The sequence below is a fragment of the Streptomyces sp. NPDC001415 genome (genome assembly GCF_053597395.1).
Genome location: NZ_JBSFIE010000002.1, coordinates 335,527 through 350,105 on the forward strand (window position 1 = coordinate 335,527; position 14,579 = coordinate 350,105).

General features: G+C 72.5%; 11 protein-coding genes and 1 tRNA gene. 9 read left to right on the plus strand and 3 right to left on the minus strand.

What is annotated here, in order from left to right; genetic code table 11:
• The first annotated feature begins 136 nt into the window (after nucleotides 1-136).
• Entirely contained in the window at nucleotides 137-1,654 is a 1,518-nt protein-coding gene (locus ACWC2B_RS03680) for a hypothetical protein (RefSeq protein WP_450714789.1), read from the plus strand.
• A gap of 190 nt (nucleotides 1,655-1,844) precedes the next feature.
• On the opposite strand, the gene ACWC2B_RS03685 is transcribed toward ACWC2B_RS03680, so the two are convergent.
• Complete coding sequence (locus tag ACWC2B_RS03685; RefSeq protein WP_450714790.1) at nucleotides 1,845-2,450, minus strand: histidine phosphatase family protein; 606 nt, start codon at nucleotides 2,448-2,450, stop codon at nucleotides 1,845-1,847.
• Nucleotides 2,451-2,656: 206 nt separating this feature from the next.
• Between ACWC2B_RS03685 and ACWC2B_RS03690 the strand changes: the two genes are divergently transcribed.
• From ACWC2B_RS03690 to ACWC2B_RS03720, 7 genes are all read left to right on the plus strand, one after another.
• Nucleotides 2,657-3,544, plus strand: coding sequence for a phosphatase PAP2 family protein (locus ACWC2B_RS03690; protein ID WP_450714791.1), 888 nt, complete (start codon nucleotides 2,657-2,659; stop codon nucleotides 3,542-3,544).
• Nucleotides 3,465-4,613: a hypothetical protein gene (locus tag ACWC2B_RS03695; protein WP_450714792.1), complete on the plus strand. Its 1,149-nt coding sequence runs from the start codon at nucleotides 3,465-3,467 to the stop codon at nucleotides 4,611-4,613. Before ACWC2B_RS03690 ends, ACWC2B_RS03695 begins: the two co-directional genes overlap by 80 nt.
• Entirely contained in the window at nucleotides 4,604-6,193 is a 1,590-nt protein-coding gene (locus ACWC2B_RS03700) for a hypothetical protein (protein ID WP_450714793.1), read from the plus strand. Before ACWC2B_RS03695 ends, ACWC2B_RS03700 begins: the two co-directional genes overlap by 10 nt.
• Complete coding sequence (locus ACWC2B_RS03705) at nucleotides 6,190-7,521, plus strand: AAA domain-containing protein (RefSeq protein WP_450714794.1); 1,332 nt, start codon at nucleotides 6,190-6,192, stop codon at nucleotides 7,519-7,521. The genes ACWC2B_RS03700 and ACWC2B_RS03705 overlap by 4 nt, the downstream gene beginning before the upstream one ends.
• 122 nt (nucleotides 7,522-7,643) lie before the next feature.
• Nucleotides 7,644-7,991 carry a hypothetical protein gene (locus ACWC2B_RS03710; protein ID WP_450714795.1) on the plus strand — a complete coding sequence of 116 codons (348 nt, stop codon included), beginning with the start codon at nucleotides 7,644-7,646 and terminating at the stop codon, nucleotides 7,989-7,991.
• Nucleotides 7,992-8,095: 104 nt separating this feature from the next.
• On the plus strand, nucleotides 8,096-8,812 hold the full coding sequence (locus ACWC2B_RS03715; protein WP_450714796.1) for a bifunctional DNA primase/polymerase: 717 nt from the start codon (nucleotides 8,096-8,098) through the stop codon (nucleotides 8,810-8,812).
• Nucleotides 8,803-8,876: transfer RNA gene (locus tag ACWC2B_RS03720), tRNA-Lys, on the plus strand. Before ACWC2B_RS03715 ends, ACWC2B_RS03720 begins: the two co-directional genes overlap by 10 nt.
• A gap of 85 nt (nucleotides 8,877-8,961) precedes the next feature.
• Here the strand turns inward: ACWC2B_RS03720 and ACWC2B_RS03725 are convergent.
• On the minus strand, nucleotides 8,962-10,233 hold the full coding sequence (locus ACWC2B_RS03725; RefSeq protein ID WP_450714797.1) for a M6 family metalloprotease domain-containing protein: 1,272 nt from the start codon (nucleotides 10,231-10,233) through the stop codon (nucleotides 8,962-8,964).
• Nucleotides 10,234-10,915: 682 nt separating this feature from the next.
• Between ACWC2B_RS03725 and ACWC2B_RS03730 the strand changes: the two genes are divergently transcribed.
• The gene (locus ACWC2B_RS03730; RefSeq protein ID WP_450714887.1) at nucleotides 10,916-12,592 is read left to right on the plus strand and encodes a putative bifunctional diguanylate cyclase/phosphodiesterase; all 1,677 of its coding nucleotides are present in this window, start codon (nucleotides 10,916-10,918) and stop codon (nucleotides 12,590-12,592) included.
• Nucleotides 12,593-12,753: 161 nt separating this feature from the next.
• Here ACWC2B_RS03730 and ACWC2B_RS03735 read toward each other — a convergent pair whose 3' ends face one another.
• Nucleotides 12,754-14,451, minus strand: coding sequence for a glycosyl hydrolase family 18 protein (locus ACWC2B_RS03735; protein WP_450714798.1), 1,698 nt, complete (start codon nucleotides 14,449-14,451; stop codon nucleotides 12,754-12,756).
• Nucleotides 14,452-14,579 lie beyond the last annotated feature (128 nt).

The window sequence follows — 14,579 nt, forward strand, 5'->3', positions numbered from 1 at the left end:
GGGTGAGATATCCGGTTTGTAGCCAAACACTGCGTGAACGTCTCGTCACAGCAGGTACGTTCTTGCTTCGCACCACCCCGCCAGAGAGGGCTGTCGAGCCATGGCGCCGTCACCAGATCCCCAGGACGACTCCCGGGTGAACGCGCGGACTTCGCAGACACCGCGCCGGATCACGCGGGAACCCAACGTGGCCTTCCGGCAGTTGAGGGGCGCCCGTTCGCCGGGCGAGTTCGCGGCCGCGGTCCGCCGGGCCGCCCGCGAGATCGGCGAGCAGGTCGCCTGCGACGCCCGCTACATCGGACGCGTGGAGAACGGCGAGATCCGCTGCCCCAACTACGCGTACGAAAGGGTCTTCCGGCACATGTTCCCGGGTTTGACCCTGGCCGAGTTGGGGTTCTCGGCAAGAGAGACGGTACGGGGCCGAGGGGCGCGCCCACTGTCTTCCGCGCCCCTGCTCCACGTCACGCCCCGCCCCGCCCATCCACACGACGGTTCGCCCGGCCAAGGCCTCAGCCAAGTTCCCGGCCGATGGCCCGGCCAAGGACACGGCCAATGGCCCGGCCAAGGTCAGGGCCAGCCGTCAGACGCCGCCCACCACCACATCCACCCCCAGACCCACAACCAGATCCACAACCACGATCACCAGAACCACGAGGAGAGCGACGTGCTGCGTCGCGCATTCATGACGGGCTCCACCGCCACGCTGGCGGCCGTCTCGCTGGGCCTCGGCCCGGCATCCGCACATCCCGTCCAGCGCGTCGGCGAGGCCGAGGTGAGCGCCGTCGAGGAGGCGGTGCGCCGGATCAGACTCCTGGACGACCGGCACGGCGCGGACGGGCTCTACCAGCGGGCCGCCCAGCCGCTGCGCACCGCGTACGCCCTGCTCGACGCGAGTGCGGCGCGGCGCTCCACGCAGGAGCGGCTGCACACGGGAGCGGGTGAACTGGCCATCTCCGTCGGCTGGTTGGCACACGACTCGGGCCGCTTCGGCGAGGCGCGCTCGCACTACGCGGAGGCTCTCGCGACGGCCCGCCTCGCGGGTGACCCAGGTCTTGAGGCGCACGCGTTCTGCAACATGTCGTTCCTGGCCAGGGACATGGGCCGGCCGCGCGAGGCGATGCGGGCGGCGCAGGCGGGCGAGCGCGCGGCCCACTCGCTCGGCTCGTCCCGGCTGCTCTCCCTGCTCGCGCTGCGCGAGGCCGGGGGCTGGGCGGGGCTCGGCGACCGCTCGGCGTGCGAGGAGTCCCTGGCGCGGGCGCACTTCCACTTCGCGCGGGGTGCCTCGCCGGCCGACCCCGAGTGGATGACCTTCTTCGTGGAGGCCGAGCTGGAGATGCTCCAGGCGCAGTGCTGGTCGGCCCTCGGCGACTGGTCCCGGGCGGCCCGCCACGCGCACCGTGCGGCGACCGCGCAGGACCCGCACTTCACCCGGAACCTGGCCCTGTACCGGGCCGAGCTCGCCGACGACCTCGCGCGGGCGGGCGCGCCCGCGGAGTCCGCGGCGGCGGGGCAGCAGGTCCTGGACCTCCTGAACCAGGTCCAGTCCACCCGCATCCAGGCGATGCTGGCGGACACGTCCCGCATCCTGGCCCCGCACCGGGCTTCGCCGGAGGTGGCGGCGTTTCTGGAACGCCGGGCGGCGGTGGCGGTGTAGGCGGTTGTTCTTCCCCACCCCGCCCGTTCCCGCCGTGACACTCTGCGGCTCCGCCGCGTGGCCTCCGGGGGGTGGGGATGGGCTGAGGTCCGTTTCGTCCCGGGGGGGGCGAGGGGCCCAGCCCCTCAGGGGGTCTGGGGCAGCCCCGGGCGTTCCGCCAGGGGGGTCGGGGCTCCGCCCCCCCGAGGGCTCAGCGCTCCAAGTGGCCCGTGTCGTTCCAGCGCTCGATCGCCGGGTCCCCGTACGCCCACCCCAGCACCGACAGCGACGTCGGGTCCAGGCGGATGCGCGCCGCGAAGGAGATGTCCTCGCCCAGCCACCGCGCCGCGATGGACCGCAGAATGTGCCCGTGGGCGAAGACCAGCACGTCCCGCCCGGCGGAGCGCGCCCAGTCGACGACCTCGTCCGCCCGGGCGGAGACCTGCGCCAGGGTCTCCCCGTCGGGCACCCCGTCCCGCCAGATGAACCAGCCCGGCCGCAGCGCCTGGATCTCGGGCGGCGCCATGCCCTCGTAGGCTCCGTAGTCGTACTCCATGAGCGCGTCCCACGGCTCGGCCCGCTCCCCGAACCCGGCGAGTTCACAGGTCTCGGACGCCCGCACGAGCGGGCTGGTGCGGACCTCGACGCCGGGCAGTCCGCCCCAGGGCTCCCGGTGCAGCCGCTCGCCGAGGAGCTTCGCGCCGCGCCGGCCCTCTTCCAGGAGCGGGATGTCGGTCCGGCCGGTGTGCTTGCCCGCGAGCGACCACTCGGTCTGCCCGTGTCTGGCCAGCAGGATGCGCGGTGCGGCGGCTGCCATGGGTGTTCTCTCCCGATCCCGTACGAAATGTTCCGGTCACCATCATCGCGTACCGCCCGAGGCAACCAGGAGCCGGATCCCGGCGTCTGACCCGAACACCGGGGTGCTGCGTGAGGGCGATCACTTACACCGTACGGTTGAACGCACGCCAAAAACCCGGAGGCCCCGAGCGGGCAGCCTCAGTACCAGTTGGAGGAACCCGCCGGATGCAGCCGCCGCAGCACGCCACGCGACCGCGCTGGTGGACCGAACTCCCCCTGATCGCGCTCGTGTACGCGGCCTACTCCCTGGGACGACTGATCGTACGCGGCGACGAGGCGCGGGCCGTTGAGCACGGCCTCTCCATCCTGCGCTTCGAGAAGGCCTTCCACCTCAACGCCGAGCACCCGCTGAACCGGCTGTTCACGCACACCCCGGCGGTGGGCATACCCGCCGACTTCATCTATGCCTCGCTGCACTACCTGGTCACCCCGGCCCTCCTGATCTGGATGTTCCGCCGCCGCCCCACCCAGTACCGGGCCGCCCGCGGCTGGCTGATGACCTCCACCCTGCTCGGCCTGATCGGCTTCACCTTCCTGCCGACCTGCCCGCCCCGGCTGCTCCCGGCGGTGCAGGGCTTCACCGACACGATGGCCCAGTACGGCTCGTACGGCTGGTGGGGCAGTGAGGCGAGCGCGCCTCGGGGCATGGGCGGCATGACCAACCAGTTCGCCGCGATGCCCAGCCTGCACGTCGGGTGGGCCCTGTGGTGCGGGGTGATGCTGTGGCGGTTCGGCGGCAGCCGGATCACCAGGATCGCCGCCGTCGCGTACCCGCTGACCATTACGTTCGTGGTGATGGGCACGGCCAACCACTACCTGCTCGACGCCGTCGCGGGCGTCGCCGTGATGGGCGCCGGCCTGCTGCTCTCCAAGCCCGTACTGCGGCTCGCGGAGCGCGTGCGCACCCGCTTCGCGCCCGCCTCTTCCGCCACGGGCACCTCGATTGTCAGTACCGGATGCGAGACTTCCGTGGGTGAGCGAATCCCTGGGCAGCGGACGTCCTCCGTCACCCCCGCAGAAGCCGCCGACAGCACTGCGTCGAAGGCTCGCTGAGCTGCGCGGCCCGGCCACCGTGGCCCGGCCGCTGGACGCACGGGCCCTCGCGGCCCTCGCCGCGAACCCGGGCTGCCGCAGACGCGCGCTGCTCGACGGCGCCGGGGTCGACAAGGGCGCGCTCGCCGAGGCGATCGGCTCGCCGTCGGCGGCGTTCGGCCAGTCCCAGTTCGCGTTCATGCGGGGCAACGCCTTCGAGGCCAAGGTGAAGGGCGACGGCGGCACCGAACTGCTCCGTCTGCTGCACGAGCGGATGGGCGCGGGCTCCGAGCCGCCCGGTGACGCGCTGACCCCCGATCTCGCGGCGGCCGGTCCCGAGGGCCGCGCGGCCCGCACCGCGCTCGCCCTGCGCGAGGCGACCGCAGCCGGAAGCTGGGCGCTGCTCGACCATCCGATGCTGGCCCTTGAGGTGGCGGGCTCCCCCGCCTACCTGGAGCCGGACGCGGTGGTGGTGCACCCGGACGGGCGCTGGACGGTCGTCGAGATCAAGTCCTTCCCCATGATCGACGCGGCCGCAGACCCGTCGAAGGTGGGCTCCGCCGCCCGCCAGTCCGCGGTGTACGTGCTGGCCCTGGAGCGGGTCGCCGCGCTCACCGAAGGCGCCTCGGTGGACCACTCGGTCCTGCTGGTCTGCCCCAAGGACTTCTCGAACCTGCCGACCGCGTCCGTCATCGACGTACGCAAGCAACTCTCCGTCACCCGGCGCCAGTTGACGCGCCTGGCCCGTATCGAGGACATCGCGGACGAGCTGCCGCCCGGCACCACCTTCGACCTCGACGGCCAGTCCGGCGAGTCCCTGGCATCGGCCGTCGAGGCGGTTCCCGCGGTGTACGCGCCGGAGTGCCTGGCCGCCTGCGAGCTGGCCTTCCACTGCCGGCGACGGGCCCGCGAGGAGGGCGCGGTGACCGCGCTCGGCCGCTCGCTGCGGGGCGAGCTCGGCGGCCTGACGACGATCGGCGAGGTCCTCGCGGCCGCGCGCGGCGAGTCGGGCGACCCCGCCGATCCAACGGTGGCCGCGGTACGCCGCGCGGCCGCCCTGCGCGCGGAGGCGGGTGCCCCGTGTCGCTGATCTCCACCCTGGCCCGCCTGGAGGCCGTCGAGTCCGGCCGGGCCCAGCCGCTGACCACCGTCCGCCACCGCCACCTGAGCGAGCGGCCCCTCGTCTTCGTGCCGCTCACCACGGCGGGCGAGGCGGGCGCCCCGCTCGGCGCCCTCGTCGGCACCGACCGCACGGCCCCGACGCTGCTCGTCGTCCCCCAGCCCCGCGACCGCGACCTGCGCTTCGGCTTCCTGGCCGACCTCGCCGAGGCCGTACTGCCGTACCTGGACGCGTACACCGACGACGTCGAGCTGACCGAGCGCGCCGAGACCGACCCGGAGACGGGCAAGAAGACCAAGGTCGAGGTCGAACTGTGCGCGGACGCGCCGCAGTTGATCGTCCCCGGCCGGGCCGGCCTCGACTTCGTACGCCTGCTGGGCCGCTCGATGCGGTTCCGCCGTACCGCCGAGCAGGACCCGGACGCGCCCTATCCGGCGCCGCCCCGCGTCCCGCTGCTCGGCCGCTGGTTCACGCACTACGCCGAGCGCGCCCGCACCCCCGGGGCCGCGCTGCTGCTCGCCGCGACCGACCTCCTGAACCGCCATTGGGCGACCGGCCAGTCCAGCCTGGAGGACCAGCACCTGGGCTCGCTGCTCGCCTGGATCGACCCGCCCGCGGGCGAATCCGGGGCAGAGGCGGCGCTGCGGGCCGAGCTGGCGCGGGGCGCGGACGGCCAGTTGCTCTGCCCGCCGGCCGGCCCGGCCACCGACCCGGCGTTCGACAACCGCCTGCTCGCCCCCGCCGTGGAGCGCTACGACCGGGCCCGCCAGGCGTTGGGGACCGCCGAGGACGGTCTGGTCGCGGACGAGCGGCTGGGTCAACTGACCGTCGCGGAACGGGAGATACGGCGTCTGCTCGCCGCCCAGCTCATGCCCACCTGGTCGGCGGTGTGGCGCGCCCTCGACCTGCTGCGGGAGCTCCCCGAGGGCGAGCGGGCCGCCGCGCGCTGGACGAGCGACCGCTGGTCGTTCACCGGCCACCGGGACCGCATCGCCGCGGGCGAGCCGCCCCAGCCGCGCCGCGACGACGCGGTGACGGCCGCCACCAAGCTGCTGCGGCGCGAGCGCGCGCAGGCCGAACTCGAAGCGGGCGAAGCGCTCGACGACCCGCTCGTGATGGCGGGCCGCAGGCTCGCGGGCGAGGCGTTCGTGGGCGAGGTCGTCGAGGTCGTGGAGGCGTGGACGGAGTCCAAGCGCCCGAGCCCGCGCCCCCTGGTCACCCTGCGCACGGACGACGCCCCGCACCTCGCCGAGGGCGCGAAGGTCTACCGCACCCTGGACGGCAAACCGCAGAGGGCCGAGTTCGTGACGTACGAGTCCGAGGGCTCGCTCGTCCTGCGCATCCTGGACAAGATGGGGCGCGCCAAGGATCCGGCGCCCGGCTCCGTCCCCGAGAAGGGCGACCGGATCTGCTGGACGTTGTTCGAGCACGAACAGCGCGGCGCCCCCAAGCTGCCCGACCCGGAGGCCACCCCGTGGACGCACGGCGGCCCGCCCCGCTCCGACATCGCCGAACAGCCCGATCCGCTGACCCCGGAGGACCTTCTGTGACCGCCTTCGATCCGGGCGCGGCCGCGGCGGAGGCCACCGACGCGATCCTCGCCGACACCCTGCACGGCTCGTCCCGCGGCGTCGTCGTCGACTCGCCACCGGGCGCCGGCAAGTCCACCCTCGTGGTGCGCGCCGCCCTCGAACTGGCCGCCGCCGGGCGCCCGTTGATGGTGGTGGCCCAGACCAACTCGCAGGTCGACGACCTGGTGATACGCCTCGCGGAGAAGGCCCCTGACCTGCCGGTCGGCCGCCTGCACAGCAGTGACAGCGACCCGTACGACAAGGCCCTGGACGACCTGGAGAACGTACGGAAGTCGTCGAAGGCGGGCGATCTCGCGGGCCTGGACGTGGTGATCTCGACGGCCGCGAAGTGGGCGCACGTGAAGGATGTCGAGCCCTGGCGGCACGCGATCGTCGACGAGGCGTACCAGATGCGCTCCGACGCGCTGCTCGCGGTCGCCGGGCTCTTCGAGCGGGCGCTGTTCGTGGGCGATCCGGGGCAGCTCGACCCGTTCGCGATCGCGGATGCCGAGCAGTGGGCGGGGCTTTCGTACGACCCGTCGGCGAGCGCGGTCTCGACGCTGCTCGCGCACAACCCGGCGCTGCCGCAGCACCGGCTGCCCGTGTCCTGGCGGCTGCCCGCGTCGGCGGCGCCGCTGGTGTCGGACGCGTTCTATCCGTTCACGCCGTTCCGCAGCGGCACGGATCACGGGGACCGGCGGCTCGCCTTCGGCGTCGCGTCGGACGGCTCGGCGCCGGACCGCGCCCTTGACGAGGCGGCCGAGTCGGGCTGGGCCCTGCTCGAACTGCCCGCCCGGCACACCCCGCGCACCGACCCGGAGGCGGTCCGCGCCGTCGCCCAGGTCGTACGCCGCCTCCTGGACCGGGGCGGCGCGGCGACCAGCGAGCGCTCGCCGGAGCCGGTGCCGCTCACGGCGGCTCGGATCGCGGTCGGCACCGCGCACCGCGACCAGGCCGCCGCGGTCCGGGCGGCGCTCGCGGAGCTTGGCGTGACGGGGGTGGCCGTGGACACGGCGAACCGGCTCCAGGGAAGGGAGTTCGACGTGACGGTCGTGCTGCACCCGCTCTCGGGCCGCCCGGACGCGACGGCCTTCCACCTGGAGACGGGCCGCCTGTGCGTCCTGGCCTCGCGCCACCGGCACGCCTGCATCGTGGTGTGCCGCGCGGGCGTGACGGACCTCCTGGACGACCACCCGTCGACGGAGCCGGTCCAGCTGGGCGTGACGGTGAAGTTCCCGGACGGGTGGGAGGCGAACCACGCGGTGCTGTCCCACCTGGCAGAACACCGGGTGATCTGGCAGCCCTGAGCCCCGCGGGGCCGCCCCCGCAGACCGCCCCGCGAAGGCCCCCTTGCGTACGCGCGGGAGAATGGACGGTGGCCCGGGGCGCCCGGACCGTGACCGTCGAGCTTGCCCCTGGGAGGACAGACATGCCGGAACACGAGCGGAACGAGGAGCGGCAGCGGCTCAGGCCCGCGCCGCTGCTCTTCGAGCCGTCCGAGGCCAGCGCCGACCCGGAGCACTTCTTCGACCTGGAGTCCATCGAGGACCCCCGGGCGCTCCTTTCGCGCGCGACCGAGCTGGCCCTCGCCTTCCGGGCGGCCGCGGACCGGGCGGTCGAGTTCCAGGCGATCGCGGCGGCCCAGCTCGCCGACCCCCGCCGCTTCGACCGGCTGACCCCCGCCGACGTGGCGGAACGGGCCCAGTGGACCGAGGACTACGCGAAGAAGATGATCGAGTTCGGCCGCGATCTGATGCGCGCGGGGGAACTTCCCTGACCACGGGCATATGCCGGGGTGCAAGATACGCCCTCCCGCCCCGCCCTGTCCCGGTTTCCGCCAAGTCGCCGAACCGGAATCTGTCCAGCCGGTAGACGTAGAGCATGAGCAGCGACAACGGCACGGGCAGCGGCGTCCGGGGGACCAGGGCGGGCGGCGGCCCGCTCACAGCGGTCGGTGGGCGCGGCGGACCGGCCGGGGGCCAGGACGCGTACGACATCTTCCGGGCGCTGCGCGACGAGGACGACCCCCAGGTGGGCGAGGTGACCGCCGCGGGCGCCGCCTGGCTGTCGTCCGCGGCCACCCACGCGCGCAGCACCCTCTCCCTCTGGGAGGCCCGGCCGACCGCGCCCGGCGTGCTGCCCTGCGGCTCGGTCTTCGACGTCGTGAACGTTCCGTCGATCTTCGGACGCCGCATGCTCGACCGGCTCTGGGCCGAGGGTCCGGGCTCCGGGCCGGTCGCCGTCCACCGCGGGCGCATGCTGCTCTTCGCCGCGCCCGGCACCGCGCAGCGCCTGCCCTCGCTCCTGGAGTGGGAGGAGTGGCACGGCGCCGGGGTCCCGGTTCCGCCGCTGCTCTGTCATGGAGCCGGCGACGCCGTCACCGTCCCGGCGCTGGTCCGCCCGCAGCGTGAGAACGCGGGCGCGGCCCGCTGGCTGGTGGCTCCCGACACCCGCCGCCCCTGGCTGCCGGGGCCCGACGTACTGCTGTGGGCCTGTGTCCGGGCGGCCAAGAGCGAGCCCACGGACCTCCCCCGGATATCGATTTTTCCTCGCGCCGATCAGGATGCTAATGTCTACGACGTCAGCAGGCGCCGCTAGCTCAGTTGGTTAGAGCAGCTGACTCTTAATCAGCGGGTCCGGGGTTCGAGTCCCTGGCGGCGCACAGACGGAAGAAGCCCCTCGCGGAAGCGGGGGGCTTCTTCGTGTGCGCGGGCGGGCGCCGGTCAGGGCGTGCGGCGCGGGGGCGGTCAGTGCGAGATCTTGACCGTCCAGGCGCCCGATTTCGTCCGGCCCTCGGCCTCGATCCTGATGCCTTCGCCGGGCACCGTGAACGTCTCGCCGAGCGCTACTGGGGCGTCCGCGAGCGCCGGGTACACCGACTTCTCCCAGCACGCTTCCGTGCCCGGGTGCGCGTCGAGCACCTCGACCGGGCCGCCGCCGGACGCGGACCCGCCGCGGACCCGGTAGACGAGCAGGCCCTGTTTGCAGCTCGCCCGGTCCAGGCCGGCCGAGTCCCGTACCTCGATGGCGATCGCCCGGTCCTCGCCGGTACGGGCCACCGCGAGGCGCTTGGCCGCGGTGCCCGCCTTCGCGGGGGACGCGGAGAGTGGTTCAAGGGTGAGCCGGGTCGTGCCGTCACCCGTCACACAGATGACCTGCTGCCGGTCGAGCCAGCCGAGCTTCCACTTCTGCCAGCCGAACAGGTCCGGCGCCGTCCCGAACTGACTGCCCATCACATCCCAGTCGCCGACGTAGGTGTCCCAGTCGCCGTTCTTGCCGTCCTGGGGGCGATGGTAGAGATCCGGCAGGTCGAAGACGTGCCCGGTCTCGTGGGCCAGCACGTTGCGGTCCGGCGGGTGGTGCTCGAAGACGGTCACGACCCGGTTGATGTCCCGGCCGTCCGCGCGCACGGGCCGGTCGAAGTTGACGACCTTCGTGGCGTCCGAGTCGACGCCGGGCGCGTCCGGGTCGGCGACCAGATAGACGATGTCGTACTTCGAGAAGTCGGTCGTCGGATCGGCCGCGTGGATCGCGTCCGTCAGATAGCGGGTGCGCTGGTCCGGGTCCCAGTCGCGCTGTATGCGGTACGAGGTCGACGCGGCCGGCATGCGCACCCAGCGCCGCTGCGGCTCGGCGTTCAGCCGGAACTTGCCGTACGAGGCCTGCTCGAAGAAGCGGCTGGTGGCGGGGAAGTAGTCGGCGGCCAGGTCCTTGGGGTCGTTGGCGGGCTTCGAGTCCGGGAAGGACAGGAAGACCATCACCGCGGTCAGGGCGCGGTCAGGGCGCGGGTAGGCGGCGTTCCAGGTGTCGAGGCCGAGCGAGTGGTGGGCTTTGGTCCGGGGCAGGGCGCACGGCACCGCGGAGTTCGCCGCGACGGCGGGGCCCGACACCAGCGAGATGGCGGCGAGCGCCGAGAGGGAGGTGAGCGCCGCCGCCGCACTGCGCAGCCGGACACGCTCCACTCCCCCGGGTGTCTGCTGACGCTGCACGTCGACCTCCGGGAGCGGGATGCGGGACATCCCACCCACTTTGATCATGTATGTACGGATACGTCCTGTTCTGCTGCCCCAGAAAGGTGAAGGGACCGACACTCCGATGGCTTACGGAAAGTCACGACCGATCACCGACGGCCCGAGCCCGGCCACACCCGCGCAGAAACGATCGGCCAACGATCGACACGGAACTCCGGGTGCGCTTGATCACGACGCCGAAGCTGGATCGCGCCGCGCGGCAGCCTCTATGATCGGCACACTTTCCTGCGTGGAACCGGCCTCCCAAGGCTGTCGTCCACCCCGGCCGAAGAACCCGAGCAACTCCGTACTACCTCTGCACAACTCGATTGCACTGCGGGAGCCAGCGGTGAGCGGAACCTCCGAAGGACCGGGTCAAGGACCCGCGACCACCCGGCCGCCGATCACAGAGCGTCATGCCGACCGGCTCGGGGACGCCCTGGCCGAGCGCCCTCCCGAACGCGCCGGAAACCCGCCGCCCGAGCACCATCCGCCGGAACCGGCCGGCCCCGCGCCGGACCGCTCCGCACAGGAGCGCGCGGGCTCGCTCGCCCAGCGGGCCGCCGAGCTCCTGGCCGCCCTGCGGGCCGAGCGCGCCGAGCAGGCCGGCCGGATCGACCAGTACGCGGCGGGGCTCAGCGCTTCCGAACTGCGCGACTACCGGGCCGCTTTCAACGCCGCCCACCTCGCGATGGCGGTCGTCGACCGCGAGGGCACCGTCGTCGCCGCCAATGACGCGCTCGCCGAACTCCTGGGCACCGACCCGGCCGCGCTGCACGAACAGGACGCCGCCGACCTCGTCGATCTGGCCGCCGACAACCGCACCTGGCACGCCTACCGCGAGGTGCTGCGCGGCGCCCGCAACCGGTTCCGCTGCACCCGCCGCCTCAAGCACCCCGACGGCCACTCACTCTGGGCCGAGGTCACCGTCGCGCCGGTGCCCGACAGCTCCAGCGTGCTGCTCTCGATCGCGGACATCAGCGACCGGCGCGAGCTCCAGGCCCGCCTGCGCCACCTCCAGATGCACGACCCGGTGACGCGGCTGCCCAACCGCACCCTCTTCTTCGAGCGGCTCAACTCCGCGCTCGAAGCGTCCGCGTACGACGACGGCGGCACCGGCCGCATCGGGATCTGCTACCTCGACCTCGACGGGTTCAAGGCGGTCAACGACACGCTGGGCCACCGGGTCGGAGACCGGCTGCTCAGCGCGGTCGCGGCCCGCCTCACCGAGTGCGCCGACCAGCTGGGGTACTCGCGCAGCGGCGGGCACCTGGTGGCGCGGCTCGGCGGCGACGAGTTCGCCGTCCTGGTCGAGGACTCCACGGGTACCGAGCAGTTGGCCGAGCTCGCCCGCTCCGTACTGGACGCGCTCCAGCAGCCCTTCGACCTGGCGGGCCAGCGCCTGTCGGTGTCCGCCTCGATCGGGGTGGTGGAGCGGGCCAGCGCCGGCACCACGGCGACCTGTCTGATGCAGGCCGCCGACACCACGCTGTACTGGGCGAAGGCCGACGGCAAGGCCCGCTGGACACTCTTCGACCCCGAGCGCAACGCCCACCGCATGACCCGGCAGGCGCTGTCCTCCACGCTCCGCCCGGCCGTCGAGCGCGGGGAGTTCACGCTGGAGTACCAGCCGCTGGTGGGCATGGCCGACGGGGTGGTGCACGGGGTGGAGGCGCTGGTCCGCTGGAATCACCCGCAATTCGGGATGCTTCCGCCGAATCGGTTCATCGGAATTGCTGAAGAAGACGGTTCGGTCGTCCAGCTCGGCCGCTGGGTGCTGCGCACCGCGTGCCGGCAGGCCCGCCGCTGGCAGATCGAGCACCCGGACGTGCCGCCGGTCTTCGTCAGCGTCAACGTCGCGGTGCGCCAGGTCTGGGACTCCGACCTGGTGGCGGACGTCGCGGAGATCCTCGCGGAGACCCAACTGCCGCCCCAGCTGCTCCAGTTGGAGCTGACCGAGTCCGCGGTGATGGGCTCGGCGGGCCGCCCGCTCCAGGCCCTCCAGGCCCTGTCCGACATGGGCGTGCACATCGCGATCGACGACTTCGGCACCGGCTACTCCAACCTCGCCTACCTGAGCCGACTCCCCGTCTCCGTCCTCAAGCTGGACGGGGCGTTCGTGCGCGGTTTCCAGTACGACGAGGGCGGCGCCCACCCCAACCCGGCCGACGAGACCATCGTCGAGGCGATGGTCCAGCTCGCCCACCGGCTCGGGCTCACCGTCACCGCCGAGTGCGTGGAGACCACCGAACAGGCCTCCCGGCTGGCCCGGATCGGCTGCGACACGGGCCAGGGCTGGCTGTACTCCCGGGCGGTCGCGCCGGACCACATCGCCAAGATGATCGCGCTGAGCCCGCAGAAGGTCTGAGACTCCGTACGGCTTGAGGCTCCGCGCGGTCTGAAGTTCCGTGCGGTCTGAAGTTCCGTGCGGTCTGAAGTTCCGGACGCGCTGAGTTTCGGTACGAAAGCGTGCGCCCCACCCCAGGACGAGGGGCGGGGCGCACGGGTCTGTCCGGCGGGATCGCGCGATCAGCAGGCGCCGAGGTCCTGCCACACGCCCCACTCGCCGGTGGTGCCGGGCTGCTCGCCCTGCGTCCACCACTTGGCCTTCCAGGTGTGGCCGCCGTACGAAACCTGCGTACCGCCGACGTAGGCCGCCGCCTTGTCCCAGGCCCGGGCGGTGCAGCCGCCGGGCGTCGGGGAGGGGCTGCTGGTGGCGGTCGGGGTCGGCGACGGGGAGTTGGTGGCCGTCGGCGTCGGGTCCGGGGAGGAGGAGGGCGACGAGCCGACCGCGTCCGCGATGTAGTTGAGCAGCGTGGTCTTGTCGTCGAGGCCGAGCAGGCTGTACATCATGGCGCCGGCGAGGCCGCGCTGGTGCGCGTAGTCGGCTCGGGCCTGGATGGACTGCTTGTCGAGGCCGGTGAAGAACTCGCCGTCCTTGTAGAAGTACGAGGCCTTCGCGTCCGCGTCCCAGAAGGTGGTCGCCGGGTTGTCGACTATGCCGCCGAGCTCCTTGTAGAGCGCGGTGCCCGCGACCTGGCTGGTGGGCCGGGCGCCCGAGGGGCCGGTCGCGGTCTGGGCGAGGCCGTTGCCCGTCGCCGGGACGCCCTTCCAGCCGCGGTAGTAGAACTCGTACCCGAGCGTGATCTTGTTGGCGGGGAAGCCGCCGACGATGCCGTAGGCCGCGTTGCCGTCGATCCAGGAGTCGATCGCGTTGGAGATCGAGTACTTCTGGGTGCCGGGCTTGATGACGTCCGTCGGGTCGTTCGCGGGCGAGACCAGCGGGGACTGGTGGTAGGTGGGGCCGGTCGCGTTCCAGGCGCCGTGCATGTCGTACGTCATGATGTTGGCGTAGTCGAGGGACGCGCCGATCTTGTCCGTCTCGATGTTCTTGATCTTGTCCTGGCCGGCCGGGAGCGCCGCCGTCAGGAGGTAGTGCTTGCCGCCGTGCGCGGCTCCGTACGCGTCCAGCTGCGAGCGGAACTCGGCGAGCAGGGCGGTGTAGTTGGCCTTGTCCTCGGCGCCGTAGTGGTTGCCGAGGTGGCCGTCGGGTGAGCCCGGGTACTCCCAGTCGATGTCGACGCCGTCGAAGATCCCGGCCGCCGCGCCGTTGCCGCCGTACCCGCCGTCGACCGGCAGGTTCCCGGCGATGTACTGGTTGATGCAGGAGGAGACGAACTTCTTGCGGCTGGCGTCGGTGAGGGCCGCGTCGTGGAAGTACTTGGAGTACGTCCAGCCGCCGATCGAGATGTTGATCTTCAGCTTGGGGTACTTCGCCTTGAGCTGCTTGAACTGGTTGAAGACGCCCACGATCGGCTGGTTCCAGGTGTCGGCCACGCCACTGACGCTGTCGGCGGCCGAGAAGGACTTCTGGTAGTCGGCGAACGAATCGCCCGCTCCGTCACCGGCGTTGGGGTTGTTGTCGTCGCCCGCCGCCTTGTTCGCCTCGAAACAGGTGAGGTTGGTGGGGTCGATGTTGCCGAACGAGTAGTTGAGGACGTCCAGTTTGCCCGCGATGCCCCGGGTGTCGAGGTGCTTGGGGTAGAAGGCGTTCCCGTACACGCTCCACTGGTCGTAGTACGCGATCTTCACGCCGCCCGTCGACGGTGTGGCACTCGGGGCGGTGGTCGCGGCGGATGCGGTGCCGAGGCCCGCGAAGGCGGCCAGGGCGCCGGCGGCGAGCACGGCGGTGCTCAGGGCGGCAACAAGGGGTCTGCGGCGGTGCAAGACGGCCTCCGGGGGGTGCGGCACAGGGGGTGCGGGTTACGGCGGTTGAGGAAGTGATAGCGATCGAATCCCGGCCACGTCAATGGTCTGAACCAAATTGAGGACTAGACCAATCGGGAGGGGAATGC

Coding starts and splice junctions, on each gene's coding strand:
- ACWC2B_RS03690 (WP_450714791.1), top strand. CDS start 2,657: ATGCAGCCGCCGCAGCACGCCACGCGACCGCGCTGGTGGACCGAACTC.
- ACWC2B_RS03715 (WP_450714796.1), top strand. CDS start 8,096: ATGAGCAGCGACAACGGCACGGGCAGCGGCGTCCGGGGGACCAGGGCG.
- ACWC2B_RS03710 (WP_450714795.1), top strand. CDS start 7,644: ATGCCGGAACACGAGCGGAACGAGGAGCGGCAGCGGCTCAGGCCCGCG.
- ACWC2B_RS03685 (WP_450714790.1), bottom strand. CDS start 2,450: ATGGCAGCCGCCGCACCGCGCATCCTGCTGGCCAGACACGGGCAGACC.
- ACWC2B_RS03725 (WP_450714797.1), bottom strand. CDS start 10,233: ATGTCCCGCATCCCGCTCCCGGAGGTCGACGTGCAGCGTCAGCAGACA.
- ACWC2B_RS03730 (WP_450714887.1), top strand. CDS start 10,916: ATGGCGGTCGTCGACCGCGAGGGCACCGTCGTCGCCGCCAATGACGCG.